The organism is Muricoccus vinaceus, from assembly GCF_042433125.1.
Classification (GTDB): Bacteria; Pseudomonadota; Alphaproteobacteria; order Acetobacterales; family Acetobacteraceae; genus Roseomonas; species Roseomonas vinacea.
Genome location: NZ_JBHLVZ010000023.1, coordinates 75,901 through 97,028, shown reverse-complemented (window position 1 = coordinate 97,028; position 21,128 = coordinate 75,901). Strand labels below are relative to the sequence as shown.

At 69.8% G+C, this 21,128-nt stretch carries 21 protein-coding genes and 1 pseudogene; 11 read left to right on the top strand and 11 right to left on the bottom strand.

The window, feature by feature from the left end; translation table 11 throughout:
* Positions 1–232: 232 nt before the first annotated feature.
* The gene (locus ACFFIC_RS11325; protein ID WP_377050294.1) at positions 233–844 is read left to right on the top strand and encodes a PEP-CTERM sorting domain-containing protein; all 612 of its coding nucleotides are present in this window, start codon (positions 233–235) and stop codon (positions 842–844) included.
* 355 nt (positions 845–1,199) lie between these two features.
* On the opposite strand, the pseudogene ACFFIC_RS11320 reads toward ACFFIC_RS11325, so the two are convergent.
* Positions 1,200–2,123, bottom strand: a pseudogene (locus tag ACFFIC_RS11320) (IS3 family transposase).
* Between the two features lie 166 nt (positions 2,124–2,289).
* Complete coding sequence (locus tag ACFFIC_RS11315; protein ID WP_377050292.1) at positions 2,290–3,126, bottom strand: aspartate/glutamate racemase family protein; 837 nt, start codon at positions 3,124–3,126, stop codon at positions 2,290–2,292.
* Between ACFFIC_RS11315 and ACFFIC_RS11310 the strand changes: the two genes are divergently transcribed.
* Complete coding sequence (locus tag ACFFIC_RS11310; RefSeq protein WP_377050290.1) at positions 3,089–4,090, top strand: tagatose 1,6-diphosphate aldolase; 1,002 nt, start codon at positions 3,089–3,091, stop codon at positions 4,088–4,090. The genes ACFFIC_RS11315 and ACFFIC_RS11310 overlap by 38 nt on opposite strands.
* Here the strand turns inward: ACFFIC_RS11310 and ACFFIC_RS11305 are convergent.
* Genes ACFFIC_RS11305 through ACFFIC_RS11285 form a run of 5 tightly spaced genes read right to left on the bottom strand, consistent with a single transcriptional unit; the run spans position 4,078 to position 7,844 of the window.
* Positions 4,078–4,980 carry a PfkB family carbohydrate kinase gene (locus tag ACFFIC_RS11305; protein WP_377050288.1) on the bottom strand — a complete coding sequence of 301 codons (903 nt, stop codon included), beginning with the start codon at positions 4,978–4,980 and terminating at the stop codon, positions 4,078–4,080. The two genes, ACFFIC_RS11310 and ACFFIC_RS11305, sit on opposite strands and share 13 nt — an antisense overlap.
* Before the next feature lie 5 nt (positions 4,981–4,985).
* A complete protein-coding gene (locus tag ACFFIC_RS11300) occupies positions 4,986–5,780 on the bottom strand; it encodes a transporter substrate-binding domain-containing protein (protein WP_377050286.1) in 795 nt (264 codons plus the stop codon).
* Positions 5,781–5,801: 21 nt separating this feature from the next.
* Positions 5,802–6,539: an amino acid ABC transporter ATP-binding protein gene (locus tag ACFFIC_RS11295; protein WP_377050284.1), complete on the bottom strand. Its 738-nt coding sequence runs from the start codon at positions 6,537–6,539 to the stop codon at positions 5,802–5,804.
* Positions 6,508–7,173 carry an amino acid ABC transporter permease gene (locus tag ACFFIC_RS11290; RefSeq protein ID WP_377050282.1) on the bottom strand — a complete coding sequence of 222 codons (666 nt, stop codon included), beginning with the start codon at positions 7,171–7,173 and terminating at the stop codon, positions 6,508–6,510. The genes ACFFIC_RS11295 and ACFFIC_RS11290 overlap by 32 nt, the downstream gene beginning before the upstream one ends.
* Entirely contained in the window at positions 7,173–7,844 is a 672-nt protein-coding gene (locus ACFFIC_RS11285) for an amino acid ABC transporter permease (RefSeq protein WP_377050280.1), read from the bottom strand. The genes ACFFIC_RS11290 and ACFFIC_RS11285 overlap by 1 nt, the downstream gene beginning before the upstream one ends.
* 105 nt (positions 7,845–7,949) lie before the next feature.
* On the opposite strand from ACFFIC_RS11285, the gene ACFFIC_RS11280 reads away from it, so the two are divergent.
* The 8 genes from ACFFIC_RS11280 to ACFFIC_RS11245 all read left to right on the top strand — a co-directional run bounded on the left by ACFFIC_RS11280 (position 7,950) and on the right by ACFFIC_RS11245 (position 15,737).
* Complete coding sequence (locus tag ACFFIC_RS11280) at positions 7,950–8,774, top strand: MurR/RpiR family transcriptional regulator (protein WP_377050278.1); 825 nt, start codon at positions 7,950–7,952, stop codon at positions 8,772–8,774.
* Between the two features lie 111 nt (positions 8,775–8,885).
* Positions 8,886–9,881, top strand: a complete 996-nt coding sequence (locus ACFFIC_RS11275) for a tripartite tricarboxylate transporter substrate binding protein (protein WP_377050276.1) — start codon at positions 8,886–8,888, stop codon at positions 9,879–9,881.
* Positions 9,882–9,891: 10 nt separating this feature from the next.
* Positions 9,892–10,881, top strand: a complete 990-nt coding sequence (locus ACFFIC_RS11270) for a tripartite tricarboxylate transporter substrate-binding protein (protein ID WP_377050274.1) — start codon at positions 9,892–9,894, stop codon at positions 10,879–10,881.
* Positions 10,841–12,058 carry an enolase C-terminal domain-like protein gene (locus ACFFIC_RS11265; RefSeq protein WP_377050272.1) on the top strand — a complete coding sequence of 406 codons (1,218 nt, stop codon included), beginning with the start codon at positions 10,841–10,843 and terminating at the stop codon, positions 12,056–12,058. Before ACFFIC_RS11270 ends, ACFFIC_RS11265 begins: the two co-directional genes overlap by 41 nt.
* A 37-nt stretch (positions 12,059–12,095) precedes the next feature.
* The gene (locus tag ACFFIC_RS11260) at positions 12,096–13,067 is read left to right on the top strand and encodes a Bug family tripartite tricarboxylate transporter substrate binding protein (protein ID WP_377050270.1); all 972 of its coding nucleotides are present in this window, start codon (positions 12,096–12,098) and stop codon (positions 13,065–13,067) included.
* Positions 13,068–13,381: 314 nt separating this feature from the next.
* Positions 13,382–14,521: an acyl-CoA dehydrogenase family protein gene (locus ACFFIC_RS11255; RefSeq protein ID WP_377050268.1), complete on the top strand. Its 1,140-nt coding sequence runs from the start codon at positions 13,382–13,384 to the stop codon at positions 14,519–14,521.
* Positions 14,518–15,288: a 3-ketoacyl-ACP reductase gene (locus tag ACFFIC_RS11250; protein WP_377050266.1), complete on the top strand. Its 771-nt coding sequence runs from the start codon at positions 14,518–14,520 to the stop codon at positions 15,286–15,288. Before ACFFIC_RS11255 ends, ACFFIC_RS11250 begins: the two co-directional genes overlap by 4 nt.
* Positions 15,288–15,737, top strand: a complete 450-nt coding sequence (locus ACFFIC_RS11245) for a MaoC family dehydratase (RefSeq protein WP_377050264.1) — start codon at positions 15,288–15,290, stop codon at positions 15,735–15,737. Before ACFFIC_RS11250 ends, ACFFIC_RS11245 begins: the two co-directional genes overlap by 1 nt.
* Before the next feature lie 10 nt (positions 15,738–15,747).
* Here ACFFIC_RS11245 and ACFFIC_RS11240 read toward each other — a convergent pair whose 3' ends face one another.
* Both ACFFIC_RS11240 and ACFFIC_RS11235 read right to left on the bottom strand, forming a co-directional pair.
* Positions 15,748–16,551, bottom strand: coding sequence for a shikimate dehydrogenase family protein (locus ACFFIC_RS11240; protein ID WP_377050262.1), 804 nt, complete (start codon positions 16,549–16,551; stop codon positions 15,748–15,750).
* Positions 16,548–17,561, bottom strand: a complete 1,014-nt coding sequence (locus tag ACFFIC_RS11235) for a Gfo/Idh/MocA family protein (RefSeq protein WP_377050260.1) — start codon at positions 17,559–17,561, stop codon at positions 16,548–16,550. The genes ACFFIC_RS11240 and ACFFIC_RS11235 overlap by 4 nt, the downstream gene beginning before the upstream one ends.
* Before the next feature lie 134 nt (positions 17,562–17,695).
* On the opposite strand from ACFFIC_RS11235, the gene ACFFIC_RS11230 reads away from it, so the two are divergent.
* Positions 17,696–19,309, top strand: coding sequence for an ABC transporter substrate-binding protein (locus tag ACFFIC_RS11230; protein WP_377050257.1), 1,614 nt, complete (start codon positions 17,696–17,698; stop codon positions 19,307–19,309).
* 36 nt (positions 19,310–19,345) lie between these two features.
* Here the strand turns inward: ACFFIC_RS11230 and ACFFIC_RS11225 are convergent, their stop codons facing one another.
* Entirely contained in the window at positions 19,346–20,332 is a 987-nt protein-coding gene (locus ACFFIC_RS11225; protein WP_377050255.1) for an NAD(P)-dependent oxidoreductase, read from the bottom strand.
* On the bottom strand, positions 20,329–21,096 hold the full coding sequence (locus tag ACFFIC_RS11220; protein WP_377050253.1) for an enoyl-CoA hydratase/isomerase family protein: 768 nt from the start codon (positions 21,094–21,096) through the stop codon (positions 20,329–20,331). Before ACFFIC_RS11220 ends, ACFFIC_RS11225 begins: the two co-directional genes overlap by 4 nt.
* Positions 21,097–21,128: the final 32 nt, after the last annotated feature.

Here is a 21,128-nt window from a genome sequence, read left to right as displayed (position 1 = left end):
CAACCTGAGCGTGTCGCATGGCCTTCAAATAAACGTCCCGAAGCAGGCTTCGAGCTTTCGGACAGCAAAACACCGGTGTCGGAAAACTTTCCACAAGAATCTCTGGTGGCTAACCAACCAATGCTAGTTCCTTGAAAGCGCAAAAAAAGCATCGGCGGCCTGATTTTTGCTATTTCACCTTGTGGAACAATCGGCCTATAGCCGGTGTAACGCCTACTGAAGGACCTTTACCATGCGCAAGCTGCTCCTGGCCGCCACGGCCATCGCCACTGTGGCGCTCACATCCCAGGTTCAAGCCGCGCCTGTGACCGTCGACCCCGGCGTGCTCAGCTCACAAGGCGACATCAATGCCGTCTTCGTATTCCGGGATGCGGCTGATGCGAGCCAGCTCGTCCGGCAGGGCTCCTCGGGCGTGCTGTTCAACAACCAGGTCGATGCCATCGGCTCGACTGTTTCCGCCGGCAGCGGCAATGGGGTGGTCACCTTCACGCTGAACAACCTGACGACGGGAACTTCTTTCTCCACCGGCGTCGCTGACACGGGCCCTGGCGGCGATAGCTTCTACCATGCTGTCTATTCCAGTGACTTCTCGACCTTCGGCGTCGGAGCGCTTTCGGCGGTGGCCGCCGCCGCAGTCGCGAACCTGTCCGGCGCTGTGACCTTTGTTGGCTTCGAGGATCTGCGCGACGGCGACTACGACTACAACGACCTCATTTTCGCCTTCTCCCCCGTCGTCGCGACCCAGACCCCGGTACCTGAGCCGGCCTCCCTGGCGCTGTTCGGCATGGGCCTGCTTGGGATGAGCCTGGCCCGCCGGCGCAAGTCCGCTTCCTCCGGGCGCTGAGCCAAACCCGAGCCCTGGAGGCCGTGCGCCAGGGCTGTGGTGAGGAATGATCGTCCAAAGCTAGAAAGGCCGGGCGCTTGCGCACCGGCCTTTTTTGCTTCCGTCCACGTCGGTGGAACGCAGCCTTCAGTGGCGAAGCCGATGATATTGCCCGCATGCCTCATGCGTCGTCAGGCCGTCTTCGGCATCCTGCGTCGCTCATCGGCAATAACGCTTTGCGCTTGCTGCAACGTCCGGCCTGTGCGGTAAGCGGCGTTGTTGGCAACAAAGGCGACGTCCTCGTCACAGTCCAGGGCGTGCTGAGGTGGTCCCTTATCGTCAGACAGTCTGGCGGCTGGGTAGGCCCTGGTTTCCCTCAGACCGCCAATCCCTCCATCTCGCTCGCCCCACATGTCTCGTCGGACGTCCGCCCGGCCAGGATGGAATGGGGACGTTCGGCGTTGTGGTGGCCGATCCAGCTGCTGAGCTTGGCCCGCAACTCCAAGCCGGGCCCCAAGGCATGCAGGCAGGCGCACGCGTATCTCGTATCTCAGCCGCGCCAGAGCCCCTCGATGAACATGTTATCCCTGCAGCCGCCATGGTGTTCGACACCCGCCAGGACAGCATCGCCCGTGTCGCCCAGTCCACCACAGCGACCAAGTACGGGAAGCCCTGCGCACGGGTGTGTAGGTCAGATCGACCCACCAGACTTGGTTTGGCCGATCGGTAACCAGATCCCGCAGCGGGTAGGCAAGGCGGGATACGGCACTGCAGCCCGCAGCCGCTGACAGATCGATGCCAGTCCTAATCCTGGCCAACAGCCGTCGAACTCGCTTGCGGCCGACCACGTGATCCTCGCGCCGAAGATGGCACACCATCCGCAAGAACCCGTACCAGGGCGTCTCCAGGAACCACAGATCGATCGGCCGGATCACTCCCAGGCCCCAGCGGCGTTTCGCGTGCGGGCCGGTGAAGAAGCCGGAGCGGCTGCTCAAGATCAACTCGCACTGCCGCACGATCGACAGCGGAAGGTGATCGGGCTCGATCATCTGCCTTCATCGTCCGGGGCTCATGCTCGACGTGTCTTGGCCAGGAAAACCCGCTCCACCACCCTCTGCCCGGTCTTGCGTGCAGCTTCTCGACCTCCGCCTCACTCGACCTCGCGTCCTCCTTGGTCGCTGATTTGCCCGGGAACACCCCGGCCACAGCCTACACTGCCTGGCGCTTCCGCCCGCGCACCATCCTCGGGTGGATGCCGTGCTTGGGTCGCAGTCGCGCCGTCATCCAGCTCGCCACGCATCGCTTCCAACGCCACCTTCGCCTTGAACTTCGCTGAAGACCGCGTCCGCTTCCCCGTCGTCGGATCCGCCCTTCTCAGAGTGGATCGAGCTGATCCACCTATCCGATGTCCGGGCACCGCCTCAGCCAGTCCTGCCCACAGGTGACCGAAGGGCGGCTCAGGCTGTTTACGCGTGGCTTCCAATGGCGTCCGGCACCGGCCGGAGCACCGCATCGATGGCTTGCATCAACAAAGGCGGGCTGGCCAGGACGGGGATCGAGAGCTTGTTCCCCAACTCCGGCTGCAGATGCGCAAGTGAGGCCTGGGCGAGCACCAGAACATCGGAATGACCGGCGAGCTCCGCCGCGGCATCGCGAACGATCGCGTCGTGCTGTGCCCGGTTTCCTGCCATGAGGGCGGCATAAGCCTCGGACCTCACCGCTGGCGTGATGGCCACGGCGCGTCCCTGCCCGGCTGCATGGGCGCGCAGCAGGGCGCTGCTGGGTTCCACGGTGCTGGACGCGGTGCAGATCAGGCCAATGCGCGCCCCGCGGCGAACGGCCTCGGCCGCCATCGGGTCGTCGATCTTGAGCACGGGCTGCTGCACCAGGCGCCGGGCGATGTCGACCGCGGGCGAGGTGGACGAACAGGTCACCACGATCAGGTCCGCCCCGGCCTCGGCCGCCAGCACGATCTGGGAAACCACCCGACGGTGCACGAGGGCTTGTGGGGCACCCCTCAGCAGGTCTTGCAGCAAGCTCTCATTCAGGATGTGGAAGGCATCCACCTCAGGGTGCGAAGTCCGCATCCGGTCGCGGAAGTGTTCCACGAGGAAGCCCACCGTGTGAACGAAGCCGATGCGTTTTGCCACGCCGTCCTCCTGTATGGATGATTTTTTCCATTCTTTCATATTTGGAAAATATGCGCCATAACCGCAGGACAGAACGGGGGGGAAGATGCAGATTTCCGCAGGCAAGCTCTGGTCGATGCGCCGGCTGTCGAATTCCCAGGGCTTCTTCACCATGATCGCGGTGGACCAGCGCCCCGGCGTGGAGCAACTCGTCGCCGAGCGCCATGGCTCGCCGGATTGGGAGGAGATCGGCAAGATCAAGCGCCTACTGATCGAGGAGCTTTCGCCCTTCGCCTCCGCCATGCTGCTCGATCCGCAATATGCCTTCCCTTACGCTCATCTCGCGGTGGATCCGGCGCGCGGGCTGCTGATCACGCTGGAGCAATTCGCCTGCGAGGAGGGGCCGGGAGGGCGCAGGACGTTGATCTACCCGGGGTGGTCCGTATCCAAGATCAAGCGCCTTGGCGCGGACGGCGTGAAGCTGATGCTCTGGTACCGGCCTGACGCGGCGCCGGACGTGCTGGCGCACCAGTACGCGCTGGTGGAGCAGGTCGGGCGCGAATGCCGGGAGCACGACATCGCCTTCCTGCTGGAACCCCTGGTCTACCCGCTCGGCGGCAGCGCCGCCGGCGACTCCTACCATGAGGATGCGGGCAAGCGACCGGAGATGGTGCTCGCCACCGTGGAGGAGTTCCGCAAGGAGCGCTACGGCATCGACATCTTCAAGCTTGAGACCCCCGTCGCCGCCAAGGTCATCGTCGATCCCGACGACGGCAGCGCGGAGGCGGCGCAAACGCAGGACTGGTTCAACCGGATTGATGCCATGCTGGACCGGCCTTGGGTCATGCTCTCGGCCGGCGCGGCGATGGAGCCCTTCCGCCGCATTCTGACCTACGCCTTCCGGGCAGGGGCCAGCGGCTATCTGGCGGGTCGCGCGATCTGGTGGCCCGCCGCGCTGGAATACCCGGACTGGGACAGCTTCCGCACCCGCGTGCGCGATCACGGGCTGCCCTATGTGTCGCTGGTCCAGTCCCTCCTGGCGCAGCATGGCCGGCCCTGGATGTCCAAGCCGGCGTTCTCCGGGGGGCTCCTCATGAAAGATGGCGGGCCTGGCTTCCTGCAGAACTACCAGGGCTGAGCCAGCAGGGCTTCCACCTCCGGGCGGGAAGGGACGCCCGCCCGCCCGCCCGGCCGGGCGCATTTCAGCGTGGCGGCCGCCACGGCGAAGCGGGCAGCCTGCGCGATGCCCGCACCCTCGGCCAGTGCCAGCGCATAGGCGCCGTGAAAGACGTCGCCGGCTCCCAGCGTGTCCACGACGGCCACGCGTGGCGGGGTGAGGTGGCGCACCGCATCGCCCTCCAGCCACAGGTAGCCCTGCGGCCCGATGGTGACGCCCAGGGTGGTCCGGGGCAGGCGTGAGCGCAGGGCACGCAGGCCCGCCTCCGGCTCCGGCTGGCCCGAATGGTGGCGCAGCGCCGGCTCCGAGAAGACCACGTGCCCGGCATGGTCGATCAGCGCCGAGGCTTCGGGCAGGGGGCCGAGATCGGCGTCCAGCACCGCGGGGATGCCGTGCTCCCCCGCGATCGCCAGCGCCCGCGCCGCGCCCAGCGGCCAGCCCATGTCCACCAGGATCGCGCCGCAACCTGCTAGAGCATCAGCGCCGATCCAGGCTGGCTCCACCTGCAGGCCGTGGCCGGGGAAGTTCAGGATCAGCCGCTCCCCCGCCGGGTCCACCGCCACGGCGGACCAGGCGGATTGGGCGCCCTCCAACTCCGCCACGCCGGCGGCATCCACGCCGTAGCGCAGCAACTCCGCACGGATCAGCCGCCCCGTGTCGTCCGCGCCGACGCGGCCGAACAGCCTCGCGGTGCCGGACAACCCGACGATCGCGACGGCCGCGGTTGCCGCGGGGCCGCCACCCGCCTCGGCAACGGCACTGGCATAGAGCTTCGTCGCCTCCGCCGGGAGGAACGGCACGGACAGGATTCGGTCATGCACCGTCATTCCGACGCAGGCGACGGAAGCCATGCGGATCAGGCATCCGCCAAGGGCAGAAGGTCCACGCCGGTGTAGCGCTTGAAGGCTTCGGCCAGCCGCCCGTCCGACTTGGCCTTGTCGATGAAGCCGTTCACGGCGCGCAGCAGGTCGTCGCTGCCGTGGCGCATGCCGATGCCGATCATCTGCGTGCCGAGCGAAAGCTTCTTCTCGTAGTTGCGGCCGGGCTGGAGGCGGTTGGTCTGCGCGGGAATGAGAAAGCCCGTCGCGGTCGCCTCCACCTGGCGGGACATCAGCGCCTGGATGGTGCTGGCGTCGTTGTCGTAGCGCATCATGACGGCGCCGGGCGCGCGCTCCACCACGATCGGATCCTGGATCGCGCCGCGCACAACCGAGACGCGCTTGCCACGGAGATCCTCGAAACTGCGGATCGCCGTGTCGCGCGGGGCCATGATGATGCTCTCCTGGGCACAATAGGGCTTGGAGAACAGGATCTGCTCGGCGCGTTGGGGCGTGATGGTCAGGGTGGCCATCACCAGATCGGCCTTGCCGGCGAGAATAAAGGGAATCCGGTTCTGGCTGGTGACGGGCACCAGTTCCATCGGCACGCCCAGATCCTGGGCCAGCATGCGCCCCACCGCGATGTCGTAGCCGTCCGGCTGCATGGCCGTGTCGAGCATGCCCCAGGGCGGGTTGTTGGTATCCATCGCGATCAGGAGCTTGCCGCGCCGGCGGATCGCCTCGGTGGTCACGACGCCTGACTGGGCTCGTGCGCCACGCGCGGCGAAGGGCAGCGCCGGCGCGAGGGCGAGGAGGCTGCGGCGGTTGATCATGGTGTTCTCCCTTGGATGTTCTTATTCGCGGACGCTGATGGCCCGCACGAACTGCATGAACTCCGGCGTGCGCGGCCGCGCGAAGATCTCGGCGGGCGGGCCCTGCTCATGGACCCGGCCCGCATGCATGAAGATGACGCGGCTGGCGGCGCGCCGCGCGAAGCTCATCTCATGCGTGACCAGCAGCATGGTCATGCGGCGCGCGGCGAGGTCCTGCACCACCTCCAGCACTTCCCCCACCATTTCGGGATCGAGGGCGGAGGTGATTTCGTCGCAGAGCAGAACCTTCGGCTCAAGCCCGAGTGCCCGTGCGATGGCCACACGCTGCTGCTGGCCGCCGGAAAGGGCCGAGGGATAAGCGTCGGCGCGGGGTGCGAGGCCGACGCGGTCGAGCAGGGTCTGGGCCATGGCCTGCGCCTCCGCCTTGCCACGTCCGAGCACGACGGTCTGGGGCAGCGCCACGTTCTCCCGCGCGGTGAGGTGCGGGAAGAGGTTGAAGCTCTGGAACACCATGCCGACGTCCTGGCGCAGAGCGCGCAGGGCCTTCGGCGCGCGGCTGACGGCGTGGCCGGCAACCGTGATGCTGCCGCCGTCGATCGTCTCAAGCCCGTTGATGCAGCGGAGCAGGGTGCTCTTGCCCGAGCCGCTGCGGCCGATGATCGCGACCACCTCCCCGGCCGCGATGTCCAGCGAAACGCCGTCGAGAACGGTCTGGCTGCCGTAGCGCTTATGCAGCGACTGGACTTGGACGATCGACATGCAGCCTCTTCTCCAGCCGTCGGCTGAGCAGGGTCAGGGGGAAGCAAAGGATGAAGTAGATGGCGGCCGCGACGAGATAAACGCTGATCGGCTGAAAGGTCAGGTTGTTCACGAACTGCGAGGCCTGGGTCAGCTCCTGGAACCCGATGATCGAGGCGAGCGAGGTGTTCTTCACCACCTGCACCATAAAGCCCACGGTGGGCGGGATGGCGATGCGCATGGACTGCGGCACGATGACGTGGCGGAACTGCTCGACGCGTGTGAAGCCGAGCGCGGCGGAGGCCTGCCACTGGCCCTGCGGCACCGCCTCGATGGCACCGCGCCAGATCTCCCCGAAATAGGCTCCGGCATAGCAGGAGAGCGCGACGGTGACGGCGAAATAGGCGTTCTGGCCATAGCCGGTCAGCGCCAGGCCGAAAAACACGAGGAACAGCAGCATCAGCAGCGGCGTGCACTGGAACAGCAGGATCCATGCGCGGGCGAAGTCGTTCGCCAGGCGGTTGCCGGACACCCGCATGAAGGCCAGCACCAGCCCCAGGGCGCCGCCGCCGAGGTACGCGATGAGCGACAGCGCCACGGTCCAGCGCGCGGCCCCGAGCATGAAGAGGAACTCGGGTGTCCCGAAGCTTCGCATCACACCTTTCCCCGACGGGAGAACCACGCCTGGTCGAGCCAGGCGAAAAGGAGCTTCAGCGCGAAGGCGATGGCAAGGTAGATCAGCGTGACGATGATGTAGACCTCGAAGGGCCGGAAGGTCTCGGTTTCCAGCACATGCCCGATCGCCGTCAGCTCCTCCGCGGAAACGGTGGAGACAACGCTCGATCCCAGCATGACCAGGACGAACTGGCTGCCGAGCGCCGGCGCCGCGACACGCAGCGCGGGGAACAGGACGATGTGGCGGATGATGTCGGTGGTGGAGAAGGCGAGTGCCCGCGCGGCCTCGATCTGCCCCCGCGGAATGGCCATGATTCCCGAGCGGATGATCTCGGTGGTATAGGCCGCGCAGTTCACGGACATGCCGATCAGCGCGGCCTCCACCGGGTCGAGTGCGATGCCGGCCGAGGGAAGGCCGAAATAGATGAGAAAGAGCTGGATCAGGAAAGGCGTGTTGCGGATGCACTCCACATAGGTGCCGATCGCCAGCCCTGCCCATCGCCCGCCGAACACGCGCAGCACGGCGAAGAGCGTGCCGAAGGCGAGGCCGGCCAGCATGGCGGCGACCGAGAGCTGGACCGTCAGCCACGCGCCTTTCACGAGCAGGTCGAGGCTCGCGAGGACAGCACCGAACTGGAACGTGTAAGCCATTCTTTCCGGGTTTCCTTCCCGCCGGCACGCTAGCCGGATGAAGAAGAAGTTTCAACTTTCCATTCCTGGAAAATTAGTTCCAAATCTCCCGACCGGGGTGACAGGATGACAGTGGACGCGGGACAGAGAGGCCTGCTGGACGAGCTGCAGCGGCGGCATGCGGGGCTCAGCCCACGGCTGCGGCAGGCGGCGCGCCATATTCTCGACCACCCCAACCAGGCCGCGCTGAGCACCGTGACGGAGCTGAGCACGGCCGCGGGCGTGCAGCCCTCCGCGCTGATCCGGCTCGCCCAGGCCATCGGTTTCTCCGGCTTCTCCGAGATGCAGAAGGTGCTGCAATCCGCCCTGGCCGCCGCCTCGCCGAGCTACGGGGAGCGGGTGCACCAGCTTCGCGCGGCGGGAGCGGAAACGGGCGCGATGGGGCTGCTGCGGCAGGCCGGCGCGCTCAACCAGCTTTCCCTCCAGAACCTGCTGGACACGGTGGACCCAGCCGCGCTGGACCGGGCCATCGCGCTCCTGGTGAAAGCGCCCTTGGTGCATGTGGTCGGGCAGCGGCGGTCGCATCCCGTGGCAGGCTACATCGCCTATGGGCTGACCCGATCGGGCAAGGTGGCGCGCTTGATGGCCGGCGCAGCGGGCATGCTGCGGGACGAGGCGGAGACGATGCGGCCGGGTGACGCGCTGGTCGTCATCAGCCTGCATCCCTATTCGGCCGATGCCGTGGAAACGGCGGCCTGGGCCGCGTCGCACGGCGTGTCCGTGGTGGCGCTCTCCGATGGTCCCTTGAGCCCCCTGCTCGCTTCCGCCTCGGTGGCGCTCGACGTCAGGGACGCGGAACTCTTCGGGTTCCGCGCCCTGGTGGCGCAGATGTGCCTGGCGCAGGTCCTGGTGCTCGGCGTCCTGCAGGCGGGTCAGCCGGGGCAGGGGTGACGCTTCTCCCGTATCGGCCCTGGGTGCCAGCCCTGGCACCGGCTTGCGAGAGGTTGCGGTTCCGCCCCAAGCTGGCCGCCTGGGCCGGCACGGTCCGGGAGGAAACAAGGATTGAGGAACGGGACCGGAACCGGCCGCCGCGCCGTGCTGGCGCTTGGAGCCGCAGCACTCCCCGCAGGCCGCGGCCGGGTCCAGCCGTCCCCCGCCTGGAAGCCCCCGAGGCCGGTCCGCCTGGTGGTCGGCTTCCCACCCGGCGGCTTCACGGACATCCTGGCCCGCGTCCTTGCACCGCTGCTGGGGGCGCGGCTGGATCAGTCCGTCGTGGTGGAGAACCGGGGCGGGGCCGCCGGCATCATCGGCGCCGAGGCGGTGGCGCGGGCCGCGCCGGACGGCACCACGCTCCTGATGGGACATTCCACGGCCAACGCGATCGTGGCGAACCTTGCCCAGCGCCTCTCCTACGATCCGCGCACCGCCTTCGCGCCCATCACCCTCATCGCCGCCCAGCCCCACGCGCTGCTGGTCAACGCGGCGGCACCCCATGGGGACATCGGTGCCTTCCTGGCCGCCGCCAGGCAGGCGCCGGGGCGGATGACCTACGCTTCCTCCGGCGTCGCCTCGGTGCAGCACGTGGCCGGGGAGATGCTGCGCGCGGCAACCGGCATCGACGTCGTGCACGTCCCCTATCGCGGCACCGGCCCTGCCCTGGCGGACCTTGCCGGCGGGCAGGTGGATTTCGTGATCGACGGTCTGGCCGGCGCGGCGCCGCTGATGGGGGCGGGGCGCATCCGCGCCCTTGCGGTCAGCACCGCCCGGCGCGTGCCGCGCCTGCCCGACCTGCCCACCCTGGCCGAGGCCGGCGCGCCGGGCTTCGAGATCCGGTCCTGGTTCGGCCTCTTCGCACCGGCCGGGCTGTCCGAGGCGGCGGTGGAGAGCCTCCACGCCGCGGCCACGGGCGCCCTGGCACGGCCCGAGATGCAGCGGGTGCTGGAGGACGCCTCGGCCGAGGCGGGCGGCATGCCGCCACCCGCCTTCGCCGACTTCGTCCGGGGGGAAATCGCCCGCTACCGCGACGTGGCCGCCCGCATGCGCATCGCCGTGGAATAAGGGTTTGGCCATGGACGTGACCCGCCGCCGCCTGCTGGCCCTGCCCCTCGCGGCACCGGCCTTGATTCCGGGGCCGGGGCAGGCCCAGGCATCCTGGGCGCCGGTCCGTCCGGTCCGCATGATCGTGCCCTTCGCGGCCGGTGGGCCGACGGATATCATCGCCCGGCTGCTGCAAGAACCCTTGGCGGTGGGGCTGGGCCAGCCGGTCGTCGTCGAGAACCGGCCGGGGGCGGGCGGCAACATCGGCATCCAGGCCGTGGCGCGCGCGGCACCGGACGGGCACACGCTGCTGTTCTGCTCCTCCGCCTTCGCGGCGAACCCGGCGCTGCAGCCGGCGGACCGGCCAGCCATCTACGACCCGCTGCGGGACTTCGCTCCCATCACCGTCGCCGTCACCTCGCCCAACGCCATCGTCGCGCATCCCGGCGCCGGCATCGCAGGCCTTGCGGCCATGGTGGCGCGTGCGCGGGCAGAGCCCGGGCGGCTCGACTATTCCAGCCCGGGCAGCGGCACCGGCCCGCACCTGACGGCGGAGATGTTCCGGCGCGCGGTCGGGGTTGAGCTGACCCACGTGCCCTTCAACGGGGGCGCGCCCGGGATCCAGGCCGTGCTGGCGGGCACGGTGCCGCTCGGGTTCTCGGCCATGCCGGCGGCGCAGACGCATATCCGCGCGGGTGCCCTGATCGGCCTCGCCACCACCGGCCCGTCTCGCTGGCCCGACCTGCCGGACATGCCGACCGTGGACGAGGCCGTGCTGCCGGGCTTCCAGGCCGAAACCTGGCAATCCATGCTCGCGCCCGCCGGGACACCCGCCGCCGCGACCGCGCGGATCGCGGAGGTGGTCGCGGCGGTGCTGCGCGGGGCTGCCTCGGAGCAGCGCCTGCGGGGCATCGGCTTCCGCCCGGTGGCGAGCACGCCCACCGCCTTTGCCGCGCAACTCGCGACCGAGGTGCCCGCCCTTGCGGCGCTGGTGCGCGAGGCCGGCATCCGCGCCGATTGAAGGAAGCGAAGCCCTGAAGATCCTCGACATCCGCGAGACGGCCGTTCCCGTCCGCTCCTCCATGCGCAATGCCGCCTTCGACTTCGGCGAGATGACGACCTCGGTCGTGGCCGTGGTCACGGACCGGGTGGCAGAGGGGCGGCCGGTCGTCGGCTATGCCTTCAACGGAACCGGCCGCTACGCCTGCGGCGCGACCATGCGCGAGCGCTTCATTCCACGCCTTCTGGCCGAGGCACCGGACGCCCTGCTGGATGCGGAGGGCGTCATCGACCCCGAGCGCTGCCTGCCCGTGATGAACCGGCGGGAGAAGCCGGGCGGCGATGCCGAGCGTGCCTGGGCGATCGGCACGATCGAGACGGCGCTTTGGGATGCCGCCGCCAAGGTGCGGGGGGTGCCGCTGTGGTCGCTGCTCGCCCGCCGCTACGGCCCGGGCAGTCCCGGGGAGCGCGTCCGCTGCTATGTCGGCGGAGGCTGGTACAAGCCGGGCCAGACCGTCGCGGACTTGCAGGACGAAATGCGCCGGCATCGCGATTCCGGCTATGTGGAGCTCAAGACAAAGGTGGGCGGCCTGTCGATCGAAGAGGACCGCCGGCGGATCGAGGGCGTGCTCGCCATCGTGGGCGATGGGCGGAACCTCGCGGTGGACGCCAACGGCGCCTTCGACCGCGAGCGCGCGCTCGCCTATGCCGCCATGCTCGCGCCCTATGGCCTGCGCTGGTTCGAGGAGCCGGTGCATCCGCTGGACCTCGCGCTCTATGCCGAGGTGTGCGGCGCCTATGCGCCCCCGATCGGCACCGGGGAGAACCTCTACTCGCTGCAGGACCTGACCAACATGGTCCGTTTCGGGGGATTGCGCCCGGACCGGGACATTCTTCAAGTGGACCCGCCCCAGGCCTTCGGCATCGCGACCTTCGTGCGCATCGTCGCCATGGCGGAGGCGGCGGGTTTCTCCCGGGCGCAGATCTTCCCCCACGGCGGCAACCAGATGTCGCTGGCGGTGGTGGGCGGCCTCGGGCTCGGCGGGTGCGAGTCCTATCCCGGCGTGTTCGGTGCCTTCGCCGGCTATGCCGATGACGCGCGGCTGGAGGAGGGCTGGCTGCGCCTCCCGGACCGGCCCGGCATCGGCTTCGAGGGGCAATCGGAACTCTACGCCGTCATGAAGGACGTTGGCGGCTGAGGCCGGTGACTCCATGAGGAGGGAAACAATGCCGGGAATGCGACCCCTGCTGGCGTGTCTCGCCCTGACCCTGCTGCTTGCCCCGCCGGTGGCCCGGGCACAGGAGGGGCCTTATCCCAGCCGTCCCATCCGCGTGCTGGTGGGCTTCGCGCCCGGTGGCGGCACCGATGTCACCACCCGCGCCATGGCACCGCGTCTGGCTCAGGCGTTGGGGCAGCCCGTGGTGGTGGAGAACCGTCCCGGCGCCGGTGGCAACCTGGCCAGCGAGGTTGTGGCCCGTGCCGCCCCGGACGGCTACACGCTGCTGATGGGCACGATCGCCGCGCTGGCGGTGAATCCGAGCCTTTACAGCAATCTTCCCTTCAATCCCCTGGTGGACCTCGCGCCGGTGAGCCTGGCGGTGACCACGCACGACCTGCTGGTGGTGCATCCTTCCTTGCCCGTGCGCTCCGTGCCGGAGCTGATCGCCCTGGCGCGCAAGGACCCGGACAGCCTGGCCTGCGGCTCCTCCGGTGTCGGGACCGCCGGCCACCTGTCCTGCGCCCTGTTCAACCTGTCCACGGGGGTGAGGCTGTCGCACGTGCCCTATCGCGGCGGCGGCGCCCTGATCAACGACCTCATCAGTGGCCAGGTGCCGGTCTCCTTCGCAAGCGTCACGACGGTGCGGCAATATGTGGAGAACGGAACCCTGCATGGCCTTGCCGTGACCTCCGGCCACCGTTCGCCGCAGCTGCCGGATGTGCCGACGGTCGCGGAAGCCGGCGTGCCGAACTACGAATCGAGCAACTGGTACGGCATGGTCGCGCCGGCCCGCACGCCGCCGGCGGTGATCGCCCGCTTGAACGCCGCCATGCGGGAAACCCTGGCTGACCCGGCCATCGCCACGTTGCTGAGGCAGCAAGGCCTTGAACCCGCGGCAAGCAGCCCCGAGGAATTCACGGCCTTCATGCGGGCGGAGACCGGCAAATGGGGGCAGGTGATGCGCGCCGCCGGCGCCTCGGCCCATTGATCCGCGCCACGCCGCGCGCGGCCGCGGCGAGCGGGGCTGGGGAAAGGATGCGTCCCGCGGGGCTCAAGGGCTTGCACCGGAGGTGGGGGAAGCGCCGAGCTCCAGGGGAGCGGCCACTCACTCAACTCGTGCCTCACCTCGCGCTTCCCGAGAAGCGGCCAACGGTGAAGTCTTTGGGTGTGAGCGGACATCCCGGCCGGAGTCCACCCTGTGATCCGGTCGACGAACCATGGCCACGGCCAAGTTGACCATGCGGGCGCGCACGGCCAACCTCCACCACACGGGAAAACGCGAAAGCGCCCTGGGGAGGCATCATGACGGACGCAAACCTGTCCGACACGCATGTGGCGTTGCGTGATGCGGCGCGTCGCTTCGCGGAGTCCAAGATAGCGCCCCTGGCCTGCGCGCTCGACGAGGAAGAGCGCTTTCCTTCGGAGCTGTATTCCGAACTCGCTTCGCTCGGACTTTTCGGGATCACCGTGCCCGAGGCGCTGGGCGGAGCAGGCGCCGACGTGCTGGCTTACGGGCTGGTCATGGAGGAAATTTCGCGCGGCTATGCCTCCGTGGCGGATCAGGTCGGGCTTGTGGAACTGCTGGGCACGTTGCTCACGCAGCACGGAGCCCCCGCGCAGCAGCAAGCCTACCTCCGGCCGCTGCTTTGTGCCGAGCGGCGCTGCGCCTATGCGTTGACCGAGGCCGAGGCCGGCTCCGATCTCGCGGGGCTGAGGACAACCGCGCGCCGGGACGGGGATGGCTGGGTGCTGGATGGCGCGAAGCTGTGGATTCACAATGCCCCGGTGGCGGATTTCGCGGCCGTGCTGGCGCGCACCGATCCGGAGGCGGGACACCGCGGCATGTCGATCCTGCTGGTGGATCTTGACCGCCCAGGCGTCACGCGGGACCGCAAGGAGCGCAAGATGGGCCAGCGCGCGTCACCGGTGGGCGGACTGCGCTTCGATGCCGTTCGGCTGCCGGCGGATGCGCTGCTGGGGCCGGAAGGCCGCGGCTTCCACATGATGATGTCCGTGCTGGACAAGGGACGGATCGGCATCGCGGCGCTCGCGGTCGGCATCCTGGCGGCGGCCCTGGAGGACAGCATCGCCTATGCGAAGCAGCGGCGGCAGTTCGGCCAGGCGATCGCGGACTTCCAGGCCGTGCAATGGATGATCGCCGACATGGCGAAGGACGCGCATGCCGCGCGGCTCATGGTTCATCACGCGGCCCGGATCCTGGATGCCGGTGGCCGCGCGACGCTGGAGGCGAGCATGGCGAAGTGCTTCGCCTCCGACGCGGCGGTGGCGCGCACGGCGGATGCGGTGCAGATCCATGGCGGCAGCGGGTACATCCGCGGCGTGCGGGTGGAGCGTTTGTTCCGGGATGCCAAGATCACGCAGATCTACGAGGGAACGAACCAGGTGCAGCGGATGATCATGGCACGGACGCTGCTCGCATGAGCGCGCGCCCTGCGGCTCTCGTCACCGGCGCAAGGCGCGGCATCGGGCGCGCGACCTGCGCGGCCCTGGCGGCGAAGGGCTTTGACGTGGTGGGCACGGACATCTCCGATGAGGGCGCGCAGGAGACGGCCGCGGCGGTGGAGGCGGCCGGCGGGCGTTTCGCTTTCGAGCAGGCCGATGTCGCGGCGCTGGGCGGACACGAGGCCCTCCTGGATGCGGCCTGGAGCGCCTTCGGCGGGCTGGAATGCCTGGTGAACAACGCAGGCGTGGGCGCGATGCGGCGTGGCGACCTGCTGGAGGTGACGCCCGAATCCTGGGACCGCGCCTTCGGCGTGAACGCGCGCGCCGGGTTCTTCCTGTCCCAGGCGGTGGCGCGACGGATGCTCGGGGCCGCCGCGCCGGTCCGCGGCGCACGCAGCATCGTTTTTGTCTCCTCCGCCAATGCCACGCTGGCTTCGCCCGAGCGTGGCGAATACGCGGCGTCCAAGGCAGCGGTCTCGATGGTCGCGCGCGTCTTTGCCCTGCAGCTCGCGGAGGAGGGTATCGCCGTGCACGAGATCCGCCCCGGCGTGATCCGCACCGACATGACGGCGCCCGTCGCCGCCGCCTACGAGGCGCGCATCGCAGCCGGCCTGTCCCCCATCCGCCGCTGGGGCGAGGCCGGGGATGTGGGCCGCACCATCGCCCTGCTGGCCGCGGGCGACCTTCCCTTCACCACGGGCGAGGCCTTCCACGTGGATGGCGGCCTGCATCTCGGGCGGCTGTGATGCCGGATGACCGCTTGCACTATGAGGAGATCGCGGAAGGGCTGAGCTGGGAAACCCCGGGCATCACGGTGACCGAATCCCACATCCTGGCCTTTGCCGGCCTGACCGGCGATTTCTACGACCTGCACGTGGATGACGACTATGCGCGCGCCCTCGGCTATCCCGGGAAGGTGGCGCATGGGCTGCTGGGGCTGGCGCTGGCGGATGGTCTGAAGAACCGCTCCTCCCTGCGCCTGGCGGCGATCGTCTCGCTCGGCTGGCGCTGGAGCTTCACCGGGCCGATCCTGCCGGGGGACCGGATCAGCGCCACCATCCGCGTCACCGCCAGGCGCGAGACGCGGCGACCGGAGCGCGGCATCGTCACGCTGGACTTCGACATGCGCAACCAGCGCGGCGAGACGGTGCAGCGGGGCGAGAACGACATGATGGTGCATCGGCGCGCCGGTTGACGGCGGGGCGTCAGCCTTCCCAGCCCGCGATGCCCAGCCAGGCGGCGGCCAGCCGCGCCTGCCCCTCATGCATGGAACGCCCGGTGACGGTGGCGCAGCCGGCGGCGCGGGCGGCGGCGATCAGGGGCGTCACCTCCGGGTTGGGGATCACGTCGGCGACCACTTGCGGCGGGCGGAGGCGCGAGGCGTCGAAGGGGAGGGGGTCGCCCTTCCGCAATCCCAGGGGGGTGGCGTTCACCACGATGTCCAGGCCCTCAGGGTTGGGTTGGCCCCCGGCCACGGAAAGGCCGGGATGGGCTTCGGAGAGCGCCTGGGCCAGAGCCGAGGCGCGGCCGGGCGCCGCGTCGTGCAGCAGCAGCCGTGCCGCGCCCGCGCCTGCCAGGGCATGGGCGATGGCGCGGCCGGCGGCGCCGCAGCCCACCTGCAGGATGGCGGCGCCGCGCACGGGATGGCCGGCGCGCTCCAGCCCGTCGCGGAAGCCTTCCCCATCGAACATCTCGCCCTCCCAGCCGCCCTCGGGGCGGCGGCGGACGGTGTTGACGGTGCCGGTGCGCCGGGCGGTGGGGCCGAGCGTATCCAGCAGGGGAACCACCGCCTCCTTGTGCGGCATGGTGATCACCAGTCCGTCCAGGTTGCGCAGCCGGGTCAGCCCGCCCCAGGCGGCGGGAAGTTCCCCGGCCGGCACCTCGAAGGCGACGAAGGCCGCGTCCATGCCGAGCCGGGCGAAGCGCTCGTTGAACAGGGCGGGGGAGCGGAGCGGCGCCACGGGATCCCCGATGATGGCCATCAGGCGGGTGCGGCCCGTGATCGTCACGCGCGGGGCGCCCGGCCGGCCAGCACCGCCTCGATCAGCCGCTGGACGGGCAGGGCGGAGCGGGCGTTGTTGGAGGGCTCGCGGCCCGCCTCGATCGCGTCCAGCATCTCCGTGATCAGGGCGCGGTGCGGGCCGTGGTCGAAGGCCATGGGATCGGCGCCGCCGCCGCCCGAACCCTCCTCGCCCAGAACCGTGGGCGGCGCACCATCCGCGCCGTGCAGCTCCAGCCGGTGGGCGAGCAGCAGGGCGGAGCCGCCCGTGCCCGCGATCTCGATCCGTTCGGGAAAGCCGGGGCGGGCGACGGTGGTGGCGTCCAGCACGCCGATCGCGCCGTTCTCGAAGCGGAGCGCGGCCGCGGCGACGTCCTCCGTGTCGATGTTCCGCAAGGGGGAGGTGAGGGCGAAGCCGGCCACGTCCCGCACCGGGCCCATGAGGTGCATCAGCAGGTCGATCGTGTGGATGGCCTGGGTGAGCAGCACGCCGCCGCCGTCGCGCGCCATGGTGCCGCGCCCGGGCTGGGCGAAATAGGCGTCGTCGCGCCACCAGCGGATGGAGGCGGAGGCGGAGAGGGGCGTTCCGAGCGCGCCGCGGTCCAACGCTTCCTTGAGGTGCAGCGCGGCGGGGCGGAAGCGGTGTTGCAGGCAGACGCCGCAGCGCAGGCCCGCGGCCTCGGCCGCCGCGGCCAGGGCCTCGCCGCGCGCAACCGTCAGTTCGAGCGGCTTCTCGACAAGGAGGTGCTTGCCGCGGGCGATGGCCTGCTGCGCGACCGCAAGATGCGCGCCGGGAGGGGCGAGGATGAGGACGAGGTCCAGGCCCGGGGCGCCCAGCAACCCTTCGAGTTCGGCGAAGGCCGGTGCGCCCCAGCGTGCCGTGAAGGCTTCCCGCCGGGCGGCGGAGGGGGCGTGGCCCCCGATGATCCGGACGCGGCCGGCGCTTTCCAGGTCCTGCAGGCTCAGCATGTGCGGCGTGACGGCCATGCCGAGGCCGACGAGGCCCACCCCGATGGGCATTCTGTTCCTGTCCTCCCCCGTGCAGCTTGCCGCTTCACAGGCGCGCCGGCCGCGACCTATCGTGTCGGGATACGGGTGTTCCCCGTGTTCACAACGATCCGGCGAAACTGTCGGGCACCCCTGAGGAATTGTCCATGACCGTGATGTCCCTCTCCCGCCGCGACCTCGCGCGGCTGCTCGGCGCCTCGGCGGCGGTGCTTCCGCTCCTGCCAGGCGGGCGGGCGCTGGCGCAATCGCGGCGCGACACGCTGGTGCTCGGCATCGACATCAGCGACACCGTTACCCTGGATCCGGTTCGCCAGGCCCAGTACACGCCGCCGCTGACCCTGGCCGCCTGCTATGACACCCTGATGACGCTGGAGGCGAACGACCTCGTCAACCCGAAGCCCTCGCTGGCCACGAAGTGGGAAAGGCGGCCGGGCGGCGACGGGTGGCGCTTCACGCTGCGCCAGGGGGTCAAGTTCGTCTCCGGCGCGACGATGACGGCGGAGGACGTGAAGTTCTCCTTCGACCGGCTGATCAACATGAAGGACCAGACGCAGCAATACATCAAGGCGGTGGAACGGGTTGAGGTGGTGGACGCCAACACCGTGGACTTTGTCCTGAACTCGCCCAATGCGCCGATCCTTTCGATCCTGTGCAACCCCGGATGCGCGATCCTGGAGAAGGCGGTGCTGCTGCAGCATGGCGGCGTGCAGGGCGTGGAGGCGAAGGACCAGGACAAGGCGACGGACTGGCTGAACGGGAATTCCGCCGGCACCGGTCCCTATCGCCTCACACGCTGGGAGCGGAACGGGCAGATCCTGTTGCAGCGCAACCCGAACCACTGGCGCGGCGCGCCGGCCTTCGAGCGCGTGGTGATCCGCCATCTCTCCGACAGCGCGGCGCAGCTTCTGGCGGTGCGGCGCGGCGACGTGCACGCCGCCTTCAACCTCATCCCCGAGCAGATCGCGACGCTGAGGTCCGATCCCAACCTGCGCGTGGACCGGCTGCCGAGCCTCGATCACGTGTACATGGCGCTGACGCAGAACCCGGCCGCCAACCCGGCCCTCGCGAAGAAGGAGGTGCGGCACGCGATCGGCCATGCCATCGACTATGACGGCATCCTGAACAACCTGCTCGGCGGCGCCGCGCTGCGGGCGGCACACTTCCTGCCGATCGGGGTGAACGGCAGCACGGAGGCCGTGGCCCGCGAGGTCGGCTTCAGCCAGGACCTGAACAAGGCGAGGCAACTCCTCCAGGCCGCCGGGCTGGCGGAGGGCTTCGAGATGGAGATTGCCTATGGCCAGGCCGCCGTCGCCGGCATCTCCTACCAGGTTCTCGGGCAGAAGCTGCAGTCGGACCTCGCACGCGTGGGCATCCGGGTGCGCCTGAATCCGATGGACCAGGTGAACCTGCGCACCGTCTACACCCAGGGCCGCATGGCTGGCGGCGTGCTTACCTTCTGGAACCCGCCGGCCGTGTCCAACGACCTCTGGGCCAGCGCGGTGGTGGAGCGCGTGGCGCGCCGTGTCGGCTGGGACGTGCCGGCCGAGATGACGGCGCTGACCAAGCGCGCCGCCGAGGAGCAGGACCTGGCGAAGGCCGCCGATCTCTGGGTGGAATGGCAGCGCAAGGCCGTCGACCAGGCGAACCACTTCATCCTGTTCCAGCCGATCTACCAGATCGCGGTGCGCAACACCGTGAAGGACTTCCCGCTCACCGCCGCGGGTTGGCAACTCGATACCGGAAAGGTGACGCTGGCCTGAAGCGAAGGCGGGGAGGGGCGCCTCCCCGCCGCATCGCTATCGCCGGAGGCGGGCCAGCCGGTGCGCGGCCTCCGCGTTCACGGCACCCTCCGGCATCTGCCCCGCCGCCAGGGCCGCCACCTGGCGCACCGTGTCCATGGCTTGGTGCTCCGCCGCCTCCGGAGTCAATCCGGCCAGATGAGGCGTGGCGATCACGTCGGGGCGGGAGGCAAGGCGGGGCGAGGGCATCTGGTCCGCGGCGCGGCCGACATCCATCGCCGCGCCGGCGAGATGGCCGGAGTCCAGCGCCGCCTCCAGCGCCGCCTCGTCCACCAGCTCCCCGCGGGACAGGTTGATGAAGAAGGCGCCGCGGCGCATGGCGGCGAAGGCCCTCGCATCCATGAGGTTCGCGGTTTCCGGCGAGGCGATGGCGAGGCAGACGACGAAGTCGGCCGACAGCGCCTCCCCGAAGCCCGCGGCCTGCACGCCCGGATCCTCCGGCGGCGCATAGGGGTCATAGGCCAGGACGCGCATGCCCAGGGCGCGCGCGGTCACGGCCATGCGGCGGGCGATGCGGCCGTAGCCGATCAAGCCCAGCGTGGAGGCGGAAAGCTGCACGCCGGTGCTGGGGGAGGGGATCTCGCCCCGGTGATAGGCGCTGGCCGCGCGGGTGACGCCGCGCGCGAGGTCCACCATCATGCCGATGCCCAGCTCCGCCACGGAATCCGTGAAGCCCGGCGTCGCGCGGGTGACGAGGATGCCCTGGGCCGAGGCGGCGGGCACGTCGATCGTGCTGATGTCCACCGCGCAGCGCAGAAAGGCGACGAGGTCCGGCGAGGTGGCGAAGGTGGCGGCCGTGCCCGGGCTGCCGCGATAGGCGATGATGGCCTGGCACCCGGCCGCCGCCTGGGCCAGTTCGGCGTCCCGCAGCTCGCGGTCCGCGGTGTTGCGGACCACCTCCGCGTGCTCCCGCAGCGCGGCCAGGGCGCGATCCCCGAAATAGCCGGGGAAGGTTTCGATGGAGTGGGACAGGAAGACCTTCATCGGGCGAACTCCGCGGGGCGCTTCTCGTTGAAGGCGCGAATGCCCTCCAGGTGGTCCCCTGCCGAGAAGCAGAGCACGTTCATCTCGTTCTCATAAGCCAGGCCGGCGGAAAGGGGGGCCTCCCATGCCATCCGCATCGCCGCCTTCACCGATTGCACCGCCACGGGCGAGAGGGCGGCGAGCTTGCGGGCGATCTCCCGCGCCCGGTCCAGCAGCGCGGGTTGCGCGACAACCTCTTCCACGATGCCCAGCCGCAACGCCTCGGCCGCGTCGATCGGCTCCCCCAGCATCAGCAGGCGTGCCGCCTGTCCCTGGCCGATGAGGCGCGGCAGGAGCTGCGAGGCGCCGCCTCCGCCGACCCAGCCGCGCTGCACCTCCGGAAAGCCCAGGCGCGTGGTCTCGGAGGCGATGCGCAGGTCGGCCGAGAGCGCCGCCTCCGCGCCGCCGCCCAGGGTCCAGCCCTGCAGCGCCGCCACCACGGGCTTGCGGATGTTGCGGATGGCCGTGGCATATTCCACGCGGTTGCGGAAATGCCATGCGGAGGGGTAGGCGGCCAGCGCGTTGAGGTCGCTTCCGGCGCAGAAGGCACGCTCCCCTTCGCCCCGGATCAGGATGGCCCGGACCCTGTCCTCCGCGTCCAGGGCGCGGGCATGGTCCAGCAGTCGCCCGGCCATCGCGGGGGTCACCGCGTTGTGCTTGGCGGGGCGGTCCAGCACCAGCTCGGCCACCCCGTCCTCGATCCGCAAACGCACGTCGCCGTCCATGGCGCTTCCTCCTGTCTTGATCGCATCTGTCC

Bases quoted from the DNA above. Each gene is read 5' to 3' on its own strand.
- ACFFIC_RS11255 (WP_377050268.1), top strand. From the start codon at position 13,382: ATGACGGACGCAAACCTGTCCGACACGCATGTGGCGTTGCGTGATGCG.
- ACFFIC_RS11280 (WP_377050278.1), top strand. From the start codon at position 7,950: ATGACAGTGGACGCGGGACAGAGAGGCCTGCTGGACGAGCTGCAGCGG.
- ACFFIC_RS11310 (WP_377050290.1), top strand. From the start codon at position 3,089: ATGCGCCGGCTGTCGAATTCCCAGGGCTTCTTCACCATGATCGCGGTG.
- ACFFIC_RS11245 (WP_377050264.1), top strand. From the start codon at position 15,288: ATGCCGGATGACCGCTTGCACTATGAGGAGATCGCGGAAGGGCTGAGC.
- ACFFIC_RS11295 (WP_377050284.1), bottom strand. From the start codon at position 6,539: ATGTCGATCGTCCAAGTCCAGTCGCTGCATAAGCGCTACGGCAGCCAG.
- ACFFIC_RS11300 (WP_377050286.1), bottom strand. From the start codon at position 5,780: ATGATCAACCGCCGCAGCCTCCTCGCCCTCGCGCCGGCGCTGCCCTTC.
- ACFFIC_RS11230 (WP_377050257.1), top strand. From the start codon at position 17,696: ATGACCGTGATGTCCCTCTCCCGCCGCGACCTCGCGCGGCTGCTCGGC.
- ACFFIC_RS11290 (WP_377050282.1), bottom strand. From the start codon at position 7,173: ATGCGAAGCTTCGGGACACCCGAGTTCCTCTTCATGCTCGGGGCCGCG.
- ACFFIC_RS11315 (WP_377050292.1), bottom strand. From the start codon at position 3,126: ATGGTGAAGAAGCCCTGGGAATTCGACAGCCGGCGCATCGACCAGAGC.
- ACFFIC_RS11270 (WP_377050274.1), top strand. From the start codon at position 9,892: ATGGACGTGACCCGCCGCCGCCTGCTGGCCCTGCCCCTCGCGGCACCG.
- ACFFIC_RS11220 (WP_377050253.1), bottom strand. From the start codon at position 21,096: ATGGACGGCGACGTGCGTTTGCGGATCGAGGACGGGGTGGCCGAGCTG.
- ACFFIC_RS11225 (WP_377050255.1), bottom strand. From the start codon at position 20,332: ATGAAGGTCTTCCTGTCCCACTCCATCGAAACCTTCCCCGGCTATTTC.
- ACFFIC_RS11235 (WP_377050260.1), bottom strand. From the start codon at position 17,561: ATGCCCATCGGGGTGGGCCTCGTCGGCCTCGGCATGGCCGTCACGCCG.
- ACFFIC_RS11260 (WP_377050270.1), top strand. From the start codon at position 12,096: ATGCGACCCCTGCTGGCGTGTCTCGCCCTGACCCTGCTGCTTGCCCCG.
- ACFFIC_RS11250 (WP_377050266.1), top strand. From the start codon at position 14,518: ATGAGCGCGCGCCCTGCGGCTCTCGTCACCGGCGCAAGGCGCGGCATC.
- ACFFIC_RS11285 (WP_377050280.1), bottom strand. From the start codon at position 7,844: ATGGCTTACACGTTCCAGTTCGGTGCTGTCCTCGCGAGCCTCGACCTG.
- ACFFIC_RS11325 (WP_377050294.1), top strand. From the start codon at position 233: ATGCGCAAGCTGCTCCTGGCCGCCACGGCCATCGCCACTGTGGCGCTC.
- ACFFIC_RS11305 (WP_377050288.1), bottom strand. From the start codon at position 4,980: ATGGCTTCCGTCGCCTGCGTCGGAATGACGGTGCATGACCGAATCCTG.